The 21,128-nt window shown below is 31.9% G+C and carries 21 protein-coding genes; 10 read left to right on the top strand and 11 right to left on the bottom strand.

Annotation, left to right across the window (positions count from 1 at the left end; genetic code table 11):
* Positions 1-11 precede the first annotated feature (11 nt).
* The 8 genes from EC396_RS17155 to meaB all read left to right on the top strand — a co-directional run bounded on the left by EC396_RS17155 (position 12) and on the right by meaB (position 7,633).
* The gene (locus EC396_RS17155; RefSeq protein WP_129368085.1) at positions 12-488 is read left to right on the top strand and encodes a c-type cytochrome; all 477 of its coding nucleotides are present in this window, start codon (positions 12-14) and stop codon (positions 486-488) included.
* A 33-nt stretch (positions 489-521) separates the two neighbouring features.
* Positions 522-2,501: a Sec-dependent nitrous-oxide reductase gene (gene nosZ / locus EC396_RS17150; protein ID WP_129368084.1), complete on the top strand. Its 1,980-nt coding sequence runs from the start codon at positions 522-524 to the stop codon at positions 2,499-2,501.
* A 192-nt stretch (positions 2,502-2,693) separates the two neighbouring features.
* The gene (locus EC396_RS17145) at positions 2,694-3,281 is read left to right on the top strand and encodes a hypothetical protein (RefSeq protein WP_129368083.1); all 588 of its coding nucleotides are present in this window, start codon (positions 2,694-2,696) and stop codon (positions 3,279-3,281) included.
* Positions 3,282-3,361: 80 nt separating this feature from the next.
* On the top strand, positions 3,362-3,808 hold the full coding sequence (locus EC396_RS17140) for a nitrous oxide reductase accessory protein NosL (protein ID WP_129368082.1): 447 nt from the start codon (positions 3,362-3,364) through the stop codon (positions 3,806-3,808).
* Between the two features lie 2 nt (positions 3,809-3,810).
* Entirely contained in the window at positions 3,811-5,043 is a 1,233-nt protein-coding gene (locus tag EC396_RS17135) for a nitrous oxide reductase family maturation protein NosD (RefSeq protein WP_129368081.1), read from the top strand.
* Positions 5,036-5,743 carry an ABC transporter ATP-binding protein gene (locus tag EC396_RS17130; protein WP_129368080.1) on the top strand — a complete coding sequence of 236 codons (708 nt, stop codon included), beginning with the start codon at positions 5,036-5,038 and terminating at the stop codon, positions 5,741-5,743. Before EC396_RS17135 ends, EC396_RS17130 begins: the two co-directional genes overlap by 8 nt.
* Positions 5,736-6,518 (top strand): ABC transporter permease, encoded by a 783-nt coding sequence (locus EC396_RS17125; protein WP_129368079.1) that lies wholly within the window; start codon positions 5,736-5,738, stop codon positions 6,516-6,518. The genes EC396_RS17130 and EC396_RS17125 overlap by 8 nt, the downstream gene beginning before the upstream one ends.
* A gap of 107 nt (positions 6,519-6,625) precedes the next feature.
* Positions 6,626-7,633: a methylmalonyl Co-A mutase-associated GTPase MeaB gene (meaB, locus tag EC396_RS17120; RefSeq protein ID WP_129368078.1), complete on the top strand. Its 1,008-nt coding sequence runs from the start codon at positions 6,626-6,628 to the stop codon at positions 7,631-7,633.
* On the opposite strand, the gene EC396_RS17115 is transcribed toward meaB, so the two are convergent.
* The 10 genes from EC396_RS17115 to EC396_RS17070 all read right to left on the bottom strand — a co-directional run bounded on the left by EC396_RS17115 (position 7,630) and on the right by EC396_RS17070 (position 19,365).
* The gene (locus EC396_RS17115) at positions 7,630-8,436 is read right to left on the bottom strand and encodes an HAD family hydrolase (protein WP_129368077.1); all 807 of its coding nucleotides are present in this window, start codon (positions 8,434-8,436) and stop codon (positions 7,630-7,632) included. The genes meaB and EC396_RS17115 overlap by 4 nt on opposite strands.
* 140 nt (positions 8,437-8,576) lie before the next feature.
* A complete protein-coding gene (gene scpA, locus EC396_RS17110; RefSeq protein ID WP_129368076.1) occupies positions 8,577-10,709 on the bottom strand; it encodes a methylmalonyl-CoA mutase in 2,133 nt (710 codons plus the stop codon).
* A 5-nt stretch (positions 10,710-10,714) separates the two neighbouring features.
* Positions 10,715-12,520, bottom strand: coding sequence for a methylmalonyl-CoA mutase family protein (locus EC396_RS17105; RefSeq protein ID WP_129368075.1), 1,806 nt, complete (start codon positions 12,518-12,520; stop codon positions 10,715-10,717).
* 66 nt (positions 12,521-12,586) lie between these two features.
* A complete protein-coding gene (locus tag EC396_RS17100) occupies positions 12,587-13,876 on the bottom strand; it encodes an acetyl-CoA hydrolase/transferase family protein (protein WP_129368074.1) in 1,290 nt (429 codons plus the stop codon).
* A 41-nt stretch (positions 13,877-13,917) separates the two neighbouring features.
* A complete protein-coding gene (locus EC396_RS17095) occupies positions 13,918-15,237 on the bottom strand; it encodes a sodium ion-translocating decarboxylase subunit beta (RefSeq protein ID WP_129368073.1) in 1,320 nt (439 codons plus the stop codon).
* A gap of 54 nt (positions 15,238-15,291) precedes the next feature.
* Positions 15,292-15,708, bottom strand: a complete 417-nt coding sequence (locus tag EC396_RS17090) for a biotin/lipoyl-containing protein (RefSeq protein WP_129368072.1) — start codon at positions 15,706-15,708, stop codon at positions 15,292-15,294.
* Positions 15,709-15,739: 31 nt separating this feature from the next.
* Positions 15,740-16,102 carry an OadG family protein gene (locus tag EC396_RS17085; protein ID WP_129368071.1) on the bottom strand — a complete coding sequence of 121 codons (363 nt, stop codon included), beginning with the start codon at positions 16,100-16,102 and terminating at the stop codon, positions 15,740-15,742.
* Entirely contained in the window at positions 16,102-17,661 is a 1,560-nt protein-coding gene (locus EC396_RS17080) for an acyl-CoA carboxylase subunit beta (RefSeq protein WP_129368070.1), read from the bottom strand. The genes EC396_RS17085 and EC396_RS17080 overlap by 1 nt, the downstream gene beginning before the upstream one ends.
* 38 nt (positions 17,662-17,699) lie before the next feature.
* Positions 17,700-18,104, bottom strand: coding sequence for a methylmalonyl-CoA epimerase (gene mce, locus EC396_RS17075; RefSeq protein WP_129368069.1), 405 nt, complete (start codon positions 18,102-18,104; stop codon positions 17,700-17,702).
* A 301-nt stretch (positions 18,105-18,405) separates the two neighbouring features.
* Positions 18,406-19,365 carry an NAD-dependent epimerase/dehydratase family protein gene (locus tag EC396_RS17070; RefSeq protein ID WP_129368068.1) on the bottom strand — a complete coding sequence of 320 codons (960 nt, stop codon included), beginning with the start codon at positions 19,363-19,365 and terminating at the stop codon, positions 18,406-18,408.
* A gap of 140 nt (positions 19,366-19,505) precedes the next feature.
* Between EC396_RS17070 and EC396_RS17065 the strand changes: the two genes are divergently transcribed.
* Together EC396_RS17065 and EC396_RS17060 are read left to right on the top strand one after the other, a co-directional pair.
* On the top strand, positions 19,506-20,096 hold the full coding sequence (locus EC396_RS17065) for a hypothetical protein (RefSeq protein ID WP_129368067.1): 591 nt from the start codon (positions 19,506-19,508) through the stop codon (positions 20,094-20,096).
* A gap of 13 nt (positions 20,097-20,109) precedes the next feature.
* Entirely contained in the window at positions 20,110-20,631 is a 522-nt protein-coding gene (locus EC396_RS17060; RefSeq protein ID WP_129368066.1) for a nuclear transport factor 2 family protein, read from the top strand.
* Between the two features lie 2 nt (positions 20,632-20,633).
* On the opposite strand, the gene EC396_RS17055 is transcribed toward EC396_RS17060, so the two are convergent.
* Positions 20,634-21,110: a regulatory protein RecX gene (locus EC396_RS17055; protein ID WP_129368065.1), complete on the bottom strand. Its 477-nt coding sequence runs from the start codon at positions 21,108-21,110 to the stop codon at positions 20,634-20,636.
* Positions 21,111-21,128 lie beyond the last annotated feature (18 nt).

Genomic DNA, 21,128 nt, shown 5'->3' with positions numbered 1-21,128 from the left:
GTTCTCAAATAATGAAATTAAAAATATTAGTATTGGCTGCAGTTGTAGCATTTTTGTCAAGTTGTAGTGGTAGTGAAAAAAAATCTGAATCAAATTCAGAAGCTAAAGAAGAAGTAAAAGTAGAGGTTGAAGTAGATCCTATGCAAAACAAAGGGATTGGTCCAATTACAAGTATAACACTTGGTGAAATTGACGATACTTTGGCAGCTGAAGGTAAAACTTTATTTTCATCTAAATGTTCTGCCTGTCATAAAATTAGCAAACGTGTTGTTGGACCAGCTTTAATTGGAATAACTGAAAGACGTTCTCCAGAATGGATTATGAATATGATGTTAAATCCTGAAGTAATGGTTACTGAAGATCCAATAGCCAAAAAACTACTTGCGGAGTATTTAGCTCCTATGGCAAACCAAAGTTTAACAGAAGTTGAAGCTAGAGCAATTTTAGAATATTTTAGAACAAAAACATCTTCTAATACAGAAGAATAGTGAAATAAAAATTAACAACAAATAATTTATAGTATGAAAACAATTTTTAAATCTTTATTTGCAATTACAGTGCTTTCAATGGTTCTTAGTAGTTGTGGTAATGGTGGTTCAAAAAAAGGTTCTCAAGGTGCTTTATCAAGTAGTGCTGCAGAGAAAGTTTATGTTGCACCAGGAGAACATGATGAATTCTATGCATTTATTTCAGGAGGCTTTAGTGGTCAACTTGCCGTTTATGGTCTTCCGTCTGGAAGATTATTTAAAGTAATTCCTGTTTTTTCAGTAGATGCAGAAAAAGCATACGGTTTTAATGAAGAAACCAAGCCAATGTTAAATACTTCGCACGGTTTTATACCTTGGGATGACTCACATCACCCAGATATTTCTCAAACTGCTGGTGAATTAGATGGTCGCTATTTATTTATTAATGGAAACAACACACCTCGTATAGCTAAAATTGATTTAACAACTTTTGAAACTACTGAGATTATTGAAATTCCAAATTCAGCAGGTAACCACAGCTCTTCTTTTGTAACTGAAAATACAGAATATGTTGTTGCAGGAACTCGTTTTAGTGTTCCTTACCCTCAAAAAGACATGCCAATTGACGAATATAAAGGGAATTTTAAAGGTGCATTAACTTTTATAAAAGTAGATCCTAAGGATGGAGGTATGGATATAAAATTTCAAATAATGATGCCTGGTTTTAACTATGATTTATCTCACCCAGGTAGAGGTGCATCTCATGGTTGGTTTTTCTTCACAACATATAATACTGAAGAAGCAAATTCATTGTTAGAAGTAAATGCTTCTCAAAATGATAAAGATTTTATTGCAGCAATCAATTGGAAAAAGATTGAAGAATATGTAAATAATGGTGGTGGAACAAAAGCTCCTACAAATTATGCTCATAATGTTTATAGTGACGAAACTCATTCAGCAACTTCGACAATGAAAAATGAAGTTGTAATTGTAAATCCAAGTGATGTTCCGGGTGCTATTTATTTTATGCCTACTCCAAAATCACCTCATGGTTGTGATGTAGATCCTTCAGGTGAATACATTGTTGGTAGTGGTAAGTTAGCTGCAGAGTTAACAATACATTCATTTAGCAAAATGGTAAAAGCTATTGAAGAGAAAAAATTTGATGGCGATGCTTATGGAATTCCAATCATACAATATGAAGCTACTTTGGCTGGTACAGTAAAGCAACCTGGTTTAGGCCCATTACATACCGAATTTGATGGTGAAGGAAATGCTTACACTACTTTCTTTATTTCTTCTGAAGTTGTAAAATGGAAATTAGGGACTTGGGAAGTTATTGATAGAAAACCTACTTATTATTCAGTTGGTCATTTAATGATTCCTGGTGGTAACTCTCGTAAACCATTTGGTAAATATGTATTGGCGATGAATAAAATTACTAAAGACCGTTATTTAGCAACTGGTCCTGAAGTTACTCAATCTGCTCAGTTATACGATATTTCAGGTGAAAAAATGGAATTGTTATTAGATTTTCCAACTATTGGTGAGCCTCATTATGCAGCAGGTTGTCCAGCTAGTTTAATAGAAGCAAATTCTAAGAAAATTTACAAGTTAGAAGAAAATAAACATGAATTTGCTATAAAAAGTGAAGCTGAAGCAAAGGTTGTTAGAAAAGGAAATGAAGTTCATATTTACATGACAATGATTCGCTCTCATTTTGCACCAGACAATATTGAAGGTGTTCAAGTTGGAGATAAAGTATATTTCCACGTAACAAATTTAGAACAGGATTATGATGTGCCACATGGTATTGCTATGATTGGCGCAAACACATCAGAATTGTTAATTATGCCAGGGCAAACTGAAACTTTTGTTTGGGAACCAAAACAAGTAGGTGTTTGGCCTTTTTATTGTACAGATTTTTGTTCAGCATTACATCAAGAAATGCAAGGTTATGTGAGAGTATCTCCTAAAGGATCTAATGTACCTTTATCATTTACTTTAGATGGTGATGCTGTTGATGCCGAATAATATTTTTTAGATTGAGTTTTATTCTATTATTGATAAAACGGGTAGTGTGATTTCTACCCGTTTTTCAATCAAAAAAAATAAGATAAAAGAATCCTTTAATGTGAGTTTTGTTACATATTTATAATTGTTATTTTGTAAATTGATATCAATAAACAATTATAAATAACAGTTGAAAATTTAACTTCAAAAACAATGAAAAAATCTAGAATATTAATGATAATAGGTACTTTATTATTGCTAGGGTTATTTGTATTTCCTTTGTGGAATATCACTTTAGAAGCACCTCAATATCCAATTCCATTGGGAATGGACATTCATATCAATAAATTTGCAGATACGCACGAGTTTGATATTAAAAATATCAATTTAATGAATCATTATGTAGGTATGCAATACATTCCAGATACAATACCTGAGTTTAAAATATTTCCAATTGTGATTGCAATTATGGTCGTATTGGGTGTAGTAATAGGTTTAAAAGGGAATTATAAATTGTTTTTGGCTTGGTTTGTTTTAATGACTATTTTAGGAACTGCTGGGATGTACGATTTTTATATGTGGGAATATAATTACGGACACAATTTAGACCCAAAAGCAATTATGAATTTTAAAAACCCTGATGGTTCAGTAATGGGGTTTCAGCCACCTCTTTTTGGTACAAAATACATTCTTAATTTCACAGCCCATTCTTATCCTAAAATTGGAGCTTATTTTATGTTTGTAGGTATGTTAATGACATTAGTAGCGTTTTTTGTTGGAAAAAATGAAACCAAAGCATAAGTTAATCTATACATTAAAACAATTGGATTTTTTAATTCACTTGTTATAACATATATTTAAGGGCTAAAAAAATCAAAATAATGAAAGTAATTTTTCTAAAACCATTTATTGGTATATGCATACTATTGCTTACAATTTCTTGTAAGATAGAACCTGAATCTATTGCTTATGGTAAAGATCAATGTAGTTTTTGTATGATGAGCATTGTTGATAAAACACATGCATCTCAATATGTAACTAACAAAGGAAAGCAGTTTAAGTTTGATGCTATCGAATGTTTGATAAATGATTTGAGTGAAAAAAATGAAGGTGATTTGGCAATAATTTTGGTTGCAAATTATATAAAACCTGGTGAAATGATTGATGCAAAATCTGCAACTTATTTAATAAGTAAAGAAATAAAAAGCCCAATGGGTGCAAATCTTTCAGGGGTTTCAACTATAGAAAAAGCACAAGAACTTCAACAAAAATTTACAGGTGAAATTTACACTTGGGAAAAACTAAAAGAACGACTTTCTGATAAATAACAATGAGAAACTATCTTTTTCTTTTTTCGCTATTTTGCATTACCATACTTCAAGCAAAACAAATTGAAGTATGTAAATCATGTTCAATTTCAACCATAAAAAAGGCAGTTGAAATCGCTGAAGATGGCGATGAAATTTTTATTAAAAAAGGTATTTATAAGGAAAATGATATTGAAATAAATAAATCATTGATCATTTTTGGAGAAGAAGGGACTATTCTAGATGGCACCAATAAAGGAAGTGTTTTACATATTTCAGTTGATAATTTTGTGATTAGAAGTCTTAAAATTATTAATGTTGTAGTAAGTTATACAAAAGATTATGCCGCTATAAAAGTAGTGAGAAGCAATAATTTTACCATTGAAAATATTGTGCTCGATGAAGTCTTTTTTGGCGTTTTAATAGAAAAATCTCACAATGGTAAAGTTTTAAATAATAAAATTTCAAGCACTTCAAAAGATGAAGCTAATTCAGGAAATGGCATTCATATTTGGCATAGTTCAAATATGGAAGTTTCAGGAAATGAGGTTTATGGAATGAGAGATGGAGTTTATTTTGAATTTGTTACTGATAGTAAAATTCATAACAATTTAAGCCACAATAATATTAGGTACGGTTTACATTTTATGTTTTCAAATAATGATACCTATTTTAACAATGAATTTGTAAATAATGGCGCAGGAGTAGCCGTTATGTTTTCAAAATTTATTAGTATGTATCAAAATAAATTTACGCATAACTGGGGTTCAGCATCCTATGGTTTATTGTTAAAAGAAATTTATGACACTCAGATTTATAACAATATTTTTGAAGAGAACACAATAGGAATTAAAGGTGAAGGTTGCACAAGAATCAATTATAAAAATAATACTTTTATTAGAAACGGCTGGGCAATAAAAATTGCAGGAGCTTGTTATGGTAACATTTTTGAACAAAATGATTTTATGCATAATTCTTTAGATTTAGCATACAATACACAAGTAAATGACAATAGATTTGAAAGTAATTATTGGAGTGAGTATACTGGCTATGATTTAGATAAAAATGGTATTGGAGATATTCCATATAGACCTGTAAAATTGTTTTCTTACATTGTAAATCAAACTCCAGAAGCTTTGGTTTTATTGCGAAGTTTATTTGTTGATATTATTAATTTTTCGGAAAAAGTTTCACCGGTTTTTACTCCAGACGATTTAATGGATAAAAAACCAATAATGAAGAGAATAAATGATTGAGTTTAAAAATTTACATAAAAATTTTGGAAAATTGGTTGTTTTAAACAACCTAGATTTGAGTATTAGCGAAGGAGGTATTTTTGCTATTTTAGGCCCTAATGGTTCTGGTAAAACAACCTTAATAAAATGTTTGTTGGGTATGGTAATTCCGCAAAAAGGAGAAATTACTTATAAAGATAAAAGTGTCTTAGGTAAATGGGATTATAGAAACGATTTAAATTATTTACCTCAAATCGCAAATTTTCCACCAAATTTAACAGTGCAAGAGCTAATTGAAATGGTTAAAAACCTTCGTCCAAAACAAGCTAATGAAAAAGATTTAATCAAACTTTTTGGGTTGAATGATTCTCTTCAAAAAAAATTGGGAAACCTATCTGGAGGAACAAAGCAAAAAGTGAATATTGTATTGACTTTTATGTTTGATAGCAATCTAATTATTTTAGATGAACCAACAAATGGTTTAGATCCAATAGCCTTAATTAACTTAAAAGAGCTAATTCAAAAAGAAAAAGAAAAAGGAAAAACCATTTTAATTACTACACATATTATGAGTTTTGTTGATGAAATGGCCAATGAAATTGTGTTTATTTTAGATGGTAAAATCTACTTTAAAGGAAGTGTTGATGCATTAAAAGAGAAAACCAATAATTCAAATCTAGAACATGCAATTGCTAATTTAATTTCTAAACAATATGCTTAAAATATTAAAATATAGTTTTTATGACTTAATGCGTAGTCGTTGGAGTTATGTTTATTTTTTATTCTATCTAATTTTAGGTTTTGTATTGTTGTTTTTAAATAACGATGTTAACAAGGCTGTAATTACATTAATGAATATTATAATTGTTTTGACCCCATTAATTGGAACCATTTTTGGAGTTATGTATTATTATAATTCACGCGAATTTACAGAGCTTTTATTGGCACAACCTATTAATAGAAAAAAGATTTTTATGGGCCAGTATATAGGTATTTCAATTTCTTTAACCTTGAGTTTGGTTTTAGGTTTGGGTATTCCATTTGTGTTATATGGATTGTTTAAATCAGCTGCAATATTTAATTTTGGTTTGTTGCTGGTTGTTGGCTCTTTTTTAAATTTCATTTTTGTTGCGCTTTCATATAATATTGCGCTTTCAACCGAAAATAAAATAAAAGGTTTTGGTTTTGCTATTTTAATGTGGCTGTTTTTAGCGGTAATTTATGATGGGGCTTTTTTAATTTCTTTGGTGATGTTTGATGAATACCCATTAGATAAATTTTCGCTTATAGCAACCATGTTTAATCCAATAGATTTGTCTCGAATTTTAATACTACTTAAATTAGATATCTCTGCTTTATTAGGTTATACTGGAGCTGTTTTTAGAAAGTTTTTTGGAACTAATTTAGGAATGGTGTTGTCTATGTCTATTTTGGTTTTATGGGTGTTAATTCCTGTAATTAGAATAAATCTAAAACTTCGTAAAAAAGATTTTTAAGTTATTTTTTAACATTTTTAAGTGAATAAAAGGGAGCTGTATAATGGACTCTTTTTTATGAATATGCTTATCTTTGACGTTTATAAAAATGAATAAGTAAGCTATAAATGAAGAACTACAAGCCAAAAGGAAGATTAACTGCTGCTGCATATATTGATGGAATTTTAAAAGGTGATAGGGTGCTATTGTCTAGAGCAATTACTATTGTTGAAAGTAATTTAGAAAGCGATAAAATATTAGCTAAGGAAATTGTACAATCTATTTTACCTTATTCAGGAAAATCTATCAGAATAGGTATTACAGGTGTTCCGGGTGTTGGTAAAAGTACTTTTATTGAAGCTTTTGGAAAATATTTAATTACCCAAGGAAAAAGAGTTGCAATTTTATCTATTGATCCAAGTAGCCAGCGTTCTAAAGGAAGTATTTTAGGTGATAAAACACGTATGGAAGAATTGGCAACTATGCAGGAAGCCTATATTCGTCCTTCTGCTTCTGGTGATACTTTAGGTGGTGTTGCCAATAAAACGGGTGAATCAATGCTTTTATGTGAAGCCAATGGTTATGATGTTGTTTTAATTGAAACAGTAGGAGTAGGGCAAAGTGAAACGGCTGTTCATGGTATGACGGATTTCTTTTTATTGTTGATGCTTTCGGGTGCTGGAGATGAATTACAAGGTATTAAAAAAGGGATTATGGAAATGGCTGATATGGTTGTAATTAACAAAGCCGATGGCGATAATGTGCGAATGAGTGAAATGGCTCGTTTACAATATCAAAATGCACTACATATTTTTCCGCAATCAGAGTCGGGTTGGAGTCCGGTAGTTAGTACTGCATCTGCAATAAAAAATATTGGAATTGACACTGTTTGGACCGAAATTTCAAAATTTAAAGAGTTGGTTGATGGAAATGGTTATTTCTTAAAAAACAGAAATCATCAACAAATTGATTGGATGTACAACAATATTAATGAAGAATTAAAGCATCTATTTTACGGCTCGGCCAGTATTAAAAAGCATCTTTCTGAACTGAAAAACGATATTATTTCAGCAAAAATATCACCTGTAAAGGCTGCTGAAATTTTAATAGAGGAATTTAAAAATTCCTTAGGTTAATTTCTCGAATTTATCAATTGTTCTAAAACCAATTCAACACCAAAGTTGTCATTGCTTTTGGTTTCATATTTTGAAATGCGTTTTACATCGGGATGTGCATTTTCCATAGCATAACTAAAATCTGCCAAGGCAAGCATTTTTAAATCGTTGTTATAATCGCCAAAAACCATGGTTTCTTCTTTTGTAATTCCAAGTTTTTGTTGCAATATATTTAACGCAAAACCTTTGTTGGCATTGCTATGCGAAATGTCTAACCAATGTTCGCCTGAAACAATAACCTGAAGTTCACTTTCTAAGTGTTTTACAGCAGGATAAATATGAGTTTCAGAGCAATCAAAATGATAAGCTGCGATTTTAAAAAAAGTATCGTTGGTAATTTCAGTTAAATCATCAACAAGCTTATATTCTGAATAATAATTTTTAAACATATTGATGAAGTTTTCATCTTTAGTTTCAATATAAGCAGCGTTTTTTCCGCATAAAACAATGTAAACATTGTCAAGTCTTCGCAATGTATCAATGCAATTGTGAATGTATTCAAAAGGCAATTCAGAAGTAAATAATTCTTGATTTCCGTGCATGGCAAAAGCACCATTTTCGGCAACTATGGTTATTTCATCTTTAATGGTTTCAAATCGGTCTACAATGCTATAATATTGTCTGCCACTTGCAGCAATAAACTGAATATTGTGCTTTTTTAATTGTTTGTAAACATTAAAAAATCGGTCGCTAACTTTACTTTTTGAGTTTAGCAAAGTACCATCCATATCTGTAACAACCAATTTAACTTTTGAAAAATCCATAAATTAATTTTTGAAAGGCAAAAATAGTGATTAAAATGATGCTTGTAGTGTATTAATTTAACTGATAATTATTTTAAATAACCATACAAAAAAAGCCCAGCACTATTAATGCTGGGCTTTAAAATATTAATATCTAAAAATTATTCTTGTTCTAAATATTTGTCCATAATAGTTATGGCAGATTCAGAAATTACAGTACCAGGACCAAAAATGGCAGCTACTTTTCTTTCTAATAAGTAATTGTAATCTTGTGCAGGAATAACTCCACCAGCAAAAACCATAATATCAGGTCTTCCTAATTTTTCTAATTCACCAATTAATTGAGGAATTAAAGTTTTGTGACCTGCTGCTAAACTTGATGCACCTACAAAGTGAACATCGTTTTCAACTGCTTGTTTTGCAACTTCTTCAGGAGTTTGGAACAATGGTCCCATATCAACATCAAAACCTAAATCAGCAAAACTAGAAGCAACAACTTTAGCACCTCTATCGTGACCATCTTGTCCCATTTTTGCAATCATTACTCTTGGTCTACGTCCTTCAATTTCTGCAAATTTATCAGCTAATTTTTGAGCTTTTGCAAACGTACTATCGTCACTTACTTCTTTACTATACACACCACTTATTAATTTAGTATCAGCTTTATGTCTTCCAAAATGAACTTCTAAAGCGTCAGATATTTCACCTAAAGTAGCAAAATTTTCTGCAGCATCAACAGCTAAGGCTAATAAGTTACCTTTTCCAGTTTCAGCACAAGCTGACAGTGCAGCAATTTTTGCATCAACAACAGCTTGATCTCTGTTTGCTCTTAATTTGTTTAAACGTTCAATTTGAGAATTTCTAACAACTGTATTGTCAACTTCTAAAATTTCGATATTAGATTTTTCAGTAGTTTTAAATTTGTTAACACCTACTAAAATATCTTGACCAGAATCTAAACGCGCTTGTTTACGAGCCGAAGCTTCTTCAATACGCATTTTTGGAACACCAGTTTCAATAGCTTTTGCCATTCCGCCTAGTTCTTCAACTTCTTCAATTAATTTCCAAGCTTTTTCAGCAATCTCTTTAGTTAAATATTCAACATAATAAGATCCAGCCCAAGGGTCAACCGCTTTAGTCATTTGCGTTTCATCTTGAATAAAGATTTGCGTATTACGAGCAATACGAGCCGAGAAATCTGTTGGTAAAGCAATAGCTTCATCCAATGCATTTGTGTGAAGTGATTGCGTTCCACCTAAACCAGCAGCCATTGCTTCAATACAAGTTCTAGCTACGTTGTTAAAAGGATCTTGCTCACTTAAACTCCATCCAGAAGTTTGACTATGCGTACGCAATGCCATTGATTTTGGATTTTTTGGGTTGAAAGATTTTATGATTTTTGCCCAAAGCATACGTGCAGCACGCATTTTTGCAATTTCCATAAAGTGATTCATTCCTACTGCCCAGAAGAAAGATAAACGTGGTGCAAATTCGTCAATTTTTAAACCAGAAGCCAATCCAGTTCTAATATATTCCATACCATCAGCTAAAGTATAAGCCAACTCAATATCTGCAGTTGCACCAGCTTCTTGCATGTGGTAACCACTAATAGAAATAGAGTTGAATTTTGGCATGTTTTTAGTGGTATAATCAAAAATATCACCAATAATTTTCATTGAAGGTAATGGTGGGTAGATGTAAGTGTTACGCACCATAAATTCTTTTAAAATATCATTTTGAATGGTTCCACTCAATTGATCTAAAGGCACACCTTGTTTTTTTGCTGCGGCAATGTAAAATGCCATAATTGGCAATACAGCACCATTCATAGTCATAGAAACAGACATTTTATCTAACGGAATTTGGTCGAATAAAATTTCCATATCTAAGATAGAGTCAATAGCAACACCAGCTTTACCAACGTCTCCAGTTACACGTGGGTGATCTGAATCGTATCCACGGTGTGTAGCTAAATCGAAAGCAACTGACAATCCTTTTTGACCAGCAGCTAAGTTTCTTCTGTAAAAGGCATTAGACTCTTCTGCAGTTGAGAAACCAGCATATTGACGCACTGTCCAAGGACGCATTGCGTACATTGCACTATAAGGTCCTCTTAAAAATGGAGGTACACCAGCTGCATATTGTAAATGTTCAGCATCTTTTATATCTTCTGCTGTGAAATGTTTTTTTACAGGAATTCCTTCAGGAGTATTCCAAACGTCTTGATTCTTTGAAGATCCAGCAGTTTGTTTTACTGTTGAGTTTATTTTTATATCTGAAAAATCGGGTTTCATACTTCTTAAGATTTTAATGTTTTTTGAACTTTTTCTTGTATGCTTGAAAGCGTTGTTAAAACGTCTGTACGCATATTAACCACACCATCTAAACCAGCTTCAGTTAATTCATCCATATTTTTTGGAGCACCAGCCAAGATCAATACTTTTTTAGTAGTTATTGCTCTAAATGCTTTAACAAAATCAAGAGCGCTTTCGTCGTAATCTTGATCTGAACTACAGATAACTACAACGTGAGCATCTGATTTTGCACTTTCAGTAGCTGCTTTTTCAGCACTTTCAAAACTTTGTTCTTGTAAAACTGTAAAACCACTTACACCAATAAAGTCGTAAGCAAAAGCAGCTCTAGCTTTACGCATGTTTAAGTTACCAAAACTTGCTAACTGTACAACAGGACGTACTTTAGTAGCGTCTACTAATTCTTCAGTTTTTCTTCTTAATGCTTCAATTTCTAGCGATGCTCTTCTTGGAGTTAAAACTTTTGAATTTTCAACAGCTCCTTCTGAAAGAATAGTAGCAGGAACTTTTTCCATTAAGTTAGGGTATTTGTTAATACCAACTAAAGGCATTCTTCTTTGACTGATTAATTTTAGTTTTTGTAAACGAATTTCAGCAATTTGTTGTTGAATTGTTTCGTTTTCAAAAGCTGTATAAAAACCACCGTTAGCTTCAATAGATTTGAATAATTCTAATGCTTTTTCAGCCAATTTAGTAGAAACTTCTTCAATATAATAAGAACCATCAACAGGGTTTGCAACTTTACCAAAGTAAGATTCTTCTCTTAATATAGTTGTAATGTTTCCTGCAATTCTACTTGAAAAATCTGAAGCGTCTTTAAATTCTTTATCGTAAGCATCAATTAAAATACCATCTACATTTCCTAAGATTGCAGACATAGCTTCTGTAGTGCAACGTAATAAGTTAGTTTCTGCATCTGTAACAGATTTTGTCCAGATACAAGTTTTAGCAGTTACTGTATTTGAAAATTCAGCAACACCAAATTTTGCAGCAATTTCAGCTAATAAGTTATTAAATGCTCTAAATTTTCCAATTTCAACAAAATACTCTAAACCTATTGCTAAGTTAAAGTTAAGGTTGTTAAAAATTGTTTGAACTTCAAGACCATTTTGAGATAATTGTTCAATAGCGTATACCAATGAGTTTAAAGTGTATGCAACTTCTTGTGCTTGGTTAGCACCTGAATCTAAATATTCAGTTCCTGAAATTGTAATTGCTTTAAAATTAGGATAATTAGCAGCTAGTTTAACCAATTGTGCAACAGTAGCAAAAGCGTTAGCTTCAAAAGCTCCTGTTGTTACGTAATTTGAAATTAAAGATGTATTGAAATATCCTTTTAAGTTTTCAACGGCAACACCACTGTTATTAACAAAAGCAAAGAAATCTGTAGCAAATGCAACAGCATTTTTTTCTAAATTAAATGCAACAGTAATTTCGTTTAAGTTAATGTCTTTTAAAAGTTCTGCAGGTTTGCAGTTTTCGCAAATGTTAAATATCAATCCGTTCATTCCTTCTTCAATAGCTTTTAAAGCTAATTTATTGTTGCTTTCGTTGCAACATGCAGAAATCAAACGGTAGTTTACAAGAGATTGAGAATTTTCTCCTGTATTTTGTAATTGTGTAATGCTGTCTTCTGTGTTGTAAAAAGGTTGGATACTGATGTCGCTCAAGTTTTTCCAAACAAGTGTTTTGTCAAAATCTGCACCTTTTAAATCAACATTCACTTTTTCAATCCATTCTTGTTTTGAGACAGGATTAAATTCAGGAAAAAGTGATTTTTTTGTTTTGTTCATATTTTTCTATTAATAGTGAAAATTAAATTGCTGGTAAATTTACAAAATACCAGCAATTTTTAAAAGTTATTTTATAGCTAAACTACTTCCAAATCTTTCGAAAATAGCTTCATCTAATTGCGCTTGGTGATCTGGGTGTGCAATATCTCTTAAAGCTTGTGCACGTTGTTTTAAGTTTTTACCAAATAATTCAGCAATACCAAACTCAGTAGCCACATATCTTGCGTGTGCACGTGTAGTTACTACACCAGCTCCTTGTTTTAACATAGGAACAATTTTTGAAACTCCTCTACCAGTTACTGATGTAATTGCAATAATTGGCTTACCACCTGGTGATAAAGCAGATCCACGCATAAAGTCCATTTGACCACCTACTCCAGAATACATTCTTGGTCCAATAGAATCGGCACAAACTTGACCTGTTAAGTCAACTTCAATAGCTGAGTTAATAGCGGTAGCTTTTGGATTTTGACGGATAATTGCAGTGTCGTTAACATAGGCAATATCTCTCATTTCAATTTCAGGGTTGTTGTCCATAAAATCGTATAAACGTCTTGTTCCCATTGCAAATCCTGATACAATTTTGTAAGGGTTTGTTTTCTTTTGAGAACCATTTACAATTCCTTTTTCAACTAAGTCAACCAATCCTTCAGAGAACATTTCAGTATGTACACCTAAATTTTTATGGTTGTGTAAGAAAGTTAAAACTGCGTTTGGAATACCACCAATACCCATTTGAAGCGTAGCTCCATCATCAATAATTCCAGCGATATTTTTACCAATTGATTTTTCTTCTTCTGAAGGGCTCACAAATTTCATTTCGTAAATTTCTTCAACAACTTCAATACAAGCTGTAAAGTTTCTTAAGTGAACTTGAGCATCACCAAAAGTTCTTGGCATACGTGGGTTAATTTGTGCAATAACTGTTTTTCCGTGTTCAATACCAGCAAGTACAATATCGACAGAAACTCCTAATGAACAAAATCCGTGGTTGTCAGGTGGTGAAACATTTACTAAAACCACGTCTAAATTCATATAACCTTGACGGAATAAACTTGGAATGTCACTTAAAAAGATTGGAATATAATCTACAGTATCACCTACCATTTTTCTTATATTTCCACCAAGAAAAAATGCACTGGTATGGAAGCTTTCTCTTAATTCAGGTGCAGTATATCCGCATGCTCCTTCAGTATGTAAGTGACATACTTCTACTCCTTTCAATTCTGGTGCTCTTGCAACCATTGCATTAATTAAGGCTTGTGGCGTTGCCGACCCTCCTTGAATTAAAACTCTATCTCCTGATTTGATTAATTTTACAGCCTGATCTGCTGTCATTAAATTTGGTATCTCCATCTTATTTTAATTTACTATAATATTTAATTTGATAATTTTTTTTAACCTAAAAAGCTCAGTATAATACCTGCCGCAATTGCTGAGCCAATTACACCAGAAACATTTGGTGCCATTGCGTGCATTAATAAATAATTGTTTTTATCGGCTTTTAGACCTTCAGTATGTACAACTCTTGCGCTATCTGGTACTGCTGAAACTCCTGCGGCACCAATTAGCGGATTTAATTTGTCATCACCTTTTAAGAACAAGTTCATAAATTTAGCGAACAATAAACCGCCCATTGTTGCGATAACAAACGAGATAGCTCCTAAACCAAATATCAGCATAGAATCTTTGGTTATAAAAATATCGGCTTGTGTAGATGCTCCAACGGTAACTCCTAAAAGAATGGTAACTATATCTATCATTTTGGTTCTGGCAGTATCTGCCAAACGTTCTGTTCTTCCAGATTCTTTCAATAAATTTCCAAAGAAAAGCATACCTAATAAAGGCAATGCACTTGGAGAAATAAATGTTGTTAATAACAAAGCAACAATTGGAAAAATCATTTTTTCTTTTTGCGAAACCGCTCTTGGAGGTTTCATTCTAATTAACCTTTCTTTTTTAGTGGTTAACAGTTTCATAATTGGTGGTTGAATTACCGGTACCAATGCCATATATGAATAAGCTGCAATGGCAATTGGGCCAATTAAGTTTTTAACAGTTGTACCATCAGGTAATATATTTATACCGTTTGCTAATTTTGAAGAAAGGAAAATTGCTGTTGGGCCATCGGCTCCACCAATAATTCCAATTGCACCTGCTTCAGGCAAATTAAAACCTAGGTATAATGCACCTAAAAATGTAGCAAATACACCAATTTGCGCTGCGGCGCCTAATAGCATTAATTTAGGATTGGCTATAAGTGATGAGAAATCTGTCATAGCACCAATTCCTAAGAAAATAAGCGGAGGATAAATCCCTTTTACCACCCCAAAATACAAGTAATTTAGAACTGAGCCAGTTTCGTAAATACCAGTTTGATTTCCTGCTACAAAAGGAATATTTCCTATAATAACACCAGCTCCAATTGGTATTAAAAGCAGTGGTTCGTAGTCAAATTTTATACCTAAGTATATAAAAACAATACCAATAAAAATCATAGTTACATTGCCCCACGAAGCGTTTGCAAAACCAGTATATTGGTAAAATTGATTGATTCCATTAAATGCTTCTTGTACAAATGAACCACTTTGTTGTGTTTCGGTTTGTTCTAGCGAAGTTTGTTCAATGGTATTTTGAGTATTAGTTGTAAGGCCAAGTACAGGTCTAATACAAACCAGTAACGAAATAACCCCAAAAATTAACAATACTCTTTTCATTTAATGTATATTTATACTTATTGATTTTTTATGTTGAAGCTTTAAAATTCAAATTTATCCAATTTCAATCATTACTTCATTTTGTAAAACTTGCTGTCCAACGGTTACATTAATAGCTGTAATAATTCCTGATTTTTCTGAAGCAATATTGTTTTCCATTTTCATGGCTTCTAATACCAATAATCTATCTCCTAATTTGATAGTGTCTCCAACTTTAACGTCTATAGATAAAACAGTACCAGGAATAGGAGCTACAATTTTAGCATTTGAAGTATTTGAATTAACTTTTAACGGTTCGGGTTTTTTTGAAGCCGATCTAACAATGGTAGGTGTTTTGGTTACTTTAACTTCTTCGCTTAATTTTACAGAATAAGATGTTCCGTTTACTTCTAAATCTATAATGTTATCTTCATGTGAAATAATTCTAACATTGTAGTTATTCTCGTATATTCTAAATTTGAAATTTTTCATTTGAATAATTTTTAAAGTATAACAGATTTAATTATTTCAGTGTGTTTTGTGTGCCATATATTTTTGAACTCCACGGAGAATAAAGTTTTCGAGCTTGTTTTATGGTAAGCACTGCATTTTCATTGTCGTGTTGTTCTTTAAGATATAAATGAACCGCAGTTGCAATTACAGCAGCAATTTCACCTGTAAACTCTTTGTCGGTTTCAACAGTAATATCTTTTATTTTTTTATCTCTCCCTTTGGTAATTATTTTATAGATGTAAAGTAAAATTGGCAAGCCATATTTAAAAAAAGTGGATAGCAGTAATAAGGCTAAAAATACAATTGTTAACCCAGTGATTAGGATAACATAACCTTCACTCATTTGATCTATGTATAATTTTGTAATTAGCATTATAGAGGGATGTTTGAATGTTTTTTAGGTGGATTTATAACCTTTTTATTGGCTAATAATTCTAAACCTCTAATAATTCTGAAACGGGTATTTCTTGGTTCAATTACATCGTCAATAAAACCATATTTAGCAGCCACATAAGGGTTTGCAAATTTGGTATTGTATTCGTCTTCTTTTTTATCTATATATTCTTGTTTTTCTTCAGCATCTTCAATCTTACTAATGTTTGTACCTTCTAAAACTTCAACAGCTCCTTTAGCGCCCATTACTGCGATTTCTGCAGTTGGCCAAGCGTAATTTAAGTCGCCACGCAATTGTTTACAACTCATTACATCATGAGCACCTCCGTAAGATTTTCTTAGTGTAATAGTTACTTTTGGAACAGTAGCTTCGCCATAAGCGAATAATAATTTTGCACCGTGAATAATAATTCCTGCATATTCTTGACCAGTTCCAGGTAAAAAACCAGGTACATCAACCAAGGTTACAATTGGAATGTTAAAAGCATCGCAAAAACGTACAAAACGAGCAGCCTTGCGTGAAGCTTCACAATCTAAAACACCTGCGTAATATTTTGGTTGATTTGCAACAATACCAACTGAACGACCATTGAAACGTGCAAAGCCAACAACAATGTTTCTGGCATAGTTTCTATGTACTTCTGTAAACTCACCATTGTCTACAATGGTAGAAATTACATCAATAATATCGTAAGGTTGGTTGGCATTTTCAGGAATAATTTCATTTAAAATGTCATCCAATCTATCAATAGGGTCTTCGCAAACAATTGCTGGTGGTTCTTCCAAGTTATTTGAAGGAAGGTAACTCATTAATTTTCTAATTAACAATAAGTTCTCTTCGTCGTTGTCAGCTAAAAAATGTGCTACACCCGATTTTGTTGCGTGTACATTCGCACCACCTAACTGTTCGGTAGTAACAACTTCTCCAGTAACAGATTGTACTACTTTTGGACCTGTAACAAACATATAACTTGTTTGGTCTGTCATAATAGTAAAATCGGTTAGGGCAGGAGAGTAAACTGCGCCACCTGCACAAGGGCCTAATATGGATGATATTTGAGGAATGACACCAGAAGCCATAATGTTTCTTTGAAAAATTTCAGCATAACCAGCTAAAGATCTTACACCTTCTTGAATACGGGCACCACCACTATCATTTAATCCAATTACAGGAGAGCCAGTTTTCATGGCCATATCCATAATTTTGCAAATTTTTAGTGCGTAAGTTTCAGAAAGTGAGCCACCAAAAACGGTAAAATCTTGTGAAAAAACATACACGATTCTACCGTCTATTGTTCCGTGACCAGTTACAACTCCGTCTGACAAGTAAATTTGTTTGTCTAAACCAAATGAACTTGTTCTATGGGTAACAAACATGTCAAACTCTTCAAAGCTATCTTCATCTAAAAGGATTTCAATTCTTTCACGAGCTGTTAATTTACCTTTTGCATGTTGGGAATCAATACGTTTTTCGCCGCCACCTAATTTGGCTTTGACTCGTTTTTCAATTAATTCATTGATTTTATCTTGATTTGCCATAATACAATGCAATTTCCTTTTAGTGAAGCTCTGTAAAATTATTTTTTAGAGCATAATTCAGTTAAAACGCCCTGAGTTGATTTTGGGTGAAGAAATCCAATATTTAAACCTTCAGCACCTTTGCGAGAAACTTTGTCAACCAAAGCAACACCACGCTCTTCAGCTAATTTTAAAGCTTCAGTTGCATTGTCTACTGCAAATGCAAGATGGTGAATTCCTTGTCCTTTTTTCTCAATAAATTTTCCAATAGGACCATCAGGTGAAGTACTTTCAAGCAATTCAATTTTAGTGTCTCCTACCATAAAAAAAGCTGTTTTCACCTTTTGGTCAACAACTTCTTCAATAGAGTAACATTTCAATCCAAGTACTCCTTCGTAGTATTTTATAGATTCTTCAAGGTTGTTTACTGCGATTCCAATGTGTTCAATATGTGAAATATTCATAATTTAATTATTTTTTTAATTTATTTCTTAATTTGTGTTAAAATTTAAGGCGAAATTTTGCCTTTTTTATAGAAAATTTCTAATACTCCAAAATTAAAATATATAAGAGTTCTTGAATATGATAATTATCATAAATGTAATTAAATTGCGAAATCGTTATAGTGATTTTGTTGTTAAAAGATTGTTAAACAACGGTTTTAGATTGCGAATTAAATTTTAGTTAAAATGGCATTCAATTTTAGTTTTAAAAAAAAATTCAGTAATTATTTTTAAAACTGCAAAAGGTTGAAATAAAATAAAATTACAATTTTTTCGAATTTTTAATTTGTAAATTTTCCAACATTGTGTTAGTCATTTTTTTCAAATCAAAGGTATGTTTCCATCCCCAATGTTCTCTTGCTTTTGTATCGTCAATACTTTTTGGCCAGCTATCAGCAATTTGTTGTCTGGAGTCTGGTTGGTACGTAATTTGAAAATTAGGAATTGACTTTTTAATTTCAGCAGCAATTTCTTTGGGCGTAAAACTGATGGCTGCTAAATTGTATGAAGATCTAATTTTAATTGTATCAGGTTCTGCATCCATAATTTTCATGGTAGCTTCAATAGCATCATCCATATACATCATTGGCAATTTGGTGTTTTCGCTTAAAAAACACGTGTAATTACCATTTAAAATGGCTTCGTGATAAATTTCAACTGCATAATCGGTAGTGCCACCACCTGGATTTGTTTTCCAACTTATAATTCCGGGGTATCTAATACTTCTAACATCAACACCATATTTATTGTGATAGTATTCGCACCAACGTTCACCTGCTTGTTTGCTAATGCCATAAACGGTCGTAGGCTCCATAATGGTTTCTTGTGGCGTGTTTTCTTGCGGTGTTGATGGTCCAAAAACAGCAATAGAACTTGGCCAAAATACCTTTTGTATTTTACCTTCTTTGGCTAAATTTAAAACGTTAAAAAGCGAATTCATATTTAATTCCCAGGCTTTATCCGGAAATTTTTCACCAGTTGCAGAGAGCATGGCTGCCATTAAATAAATTTCAGTAATCTGATGTTTTTCAACAATAGTCAAAATAGAATTGTAATCAATAGCATTTACCAATTCAAAAGGGCCAGATTTCATCAATTCTTTATTGCCTTCTCTAATATCTGAAGCAATAATCGAATTTTGACCATTAATATCTCTTAGTTTTAATGTTAATTCTGATCCAATTTGACCGCAAGCACCAATAATTAATATCTTTTTTTTCATACTGAAAACTTACCTAAAGTTATTTTTCAAAGGTACTGAAATTAAATTTTCAAATATTTACAACTGGTTTTTTATCAAATTGCTAATTTTTACAATAGACATTATATAAATTAGTATTTTTGGCATTCATAAGTTTAAAAATGAAGACTATTTATCCCTTTTTATTCCTAATTCTATTGTTCACTTTTTCATGTAATAGGGCCAATAGAACACAAGCAAACGAGCAAACTATCGATTCGTTGTCGTTAAGTTCAATTCGGATTTCAAATAAATTAGGAGAAATGCTTATTCCTGAAGCCAATGATGAATTGTCTAATTGGAAAGAATACAAAGATGTTGATGATTTTATATTGACATATTACAACATTTCAATTTTTGAAGCTTTAAATAATGCTTCAGAACTTGAGAGTTTGGTTAAGTTGATGAAAGATTCCATTAGAATAGCATCTTTAAATCAGCCAAGTGTAATTGTGCGTTTTAATGTGTTGCATAATGAAACGTTGAGATTGGAAGATATGGCTACAATTCCTTCAATTTCTGATGAAGCAGTTTCAAAGGAAGTAACCCAAATATTAGCCCTTTATTCCGCAGTAAATTCTAAAATAAATACTGTTTATAGGGCAAAAAATTTGCAAGATTTGTTAGAAGTTGATACCGAGACACCTTTGGAGTTAGCTGAAGAACCTCAAGATGAATTTGAGGTGAAAAAATTCAAACCAATGGTGAAGTAAAATATATATATATATGAATAAATTAGCAATTATAGTTGTTTTAATTACCCTGTTTACATCTTGTAATTGTAAGGTGAAATCTATTGATGAAGCCCATATTTTAGAAGCTAAAACGGAGATAAGTGAAGTTTTAGATACTTGGCACTTGAATGCTTCTAATGCTAATTTTGATGCTTATTTTAACGCTTTGAGTAGTAATGCGGTTTTTGTTGGAACTGATGCTTTAGAAGTTTGGGATGTGAAGCAATTTAAAAATTTTTCGAAACCTTATTTTGATGTCGGTGAAGCTTGGAACTTTAATGCAATTGATAGAAATATTTATTTAAATGAAACAGGTGAACTGGCTTGGTTTGACGAATTGTTGAACACTTGGATGGGTATTTGCAGAGGTTCGGGTGTTTTAAAAAAGATTGATAATAACTGGAAAATTGAACATTATGTGCTTTCAGTAACTGTTCCAAACGACAATGTTCAAAAAGTAATTGCGGTAAATAAAGAAAAAGACTCTTTGTTTTTATCCAATTTTAATCGTTAAATTTAGTACTTCACACAATTTTTTACAATTTCATAAACCAAATTATTTTCATAGCCTTTTGAAATTAGGTAGGTTGAGAGTTTTTGCGATTTTTTATAAGAATTAGACTCTTTTATAAGTGGCAATTTTTTATCAGCCAATTGTTGAAGACTTGTTAAATAATCGTTTTGGTCAATTTCTTTTAAAGCTGATTTGATATTGTAAGCAGAAATATTTCTGAATTTTAACTCGTTTGTAATTTTAATTTTCCCCCATTTCTTGATGTTGAATTTTCCGCGTACAAAAGCTTTGGCAAATCGTTCTTCATTTAAAAAATTGTGCTGCATCAAATGAAGCAATATTTTTTCTTTAGCTTCAGGAATCATTTTTAGGTCGTATAATTTTTGCTCTATTTCTTTGTGACAGCGTTCTCTGTAAACACAATAGTTTTCTAATAGCCTGGTGGCTTCATCAACGGAATAAGTTTTGGGTTGTTGCATAAAATCAAAAATAGCAAA

It is taken from the genome of Lutibacter sp. HS1-25 (assembly GCF_004121075.1).
Lineage (GTDB): Bacteria > Bacteroidota > Bacteroidia > Flavobacteriales > Flavobacteriaceae > Lutibacter.
The sequence above is the reverse complement of the archived record's forward strand: the minus strand, read 5'-3'. Positions and strand labels throughout refer to the sequence as shown.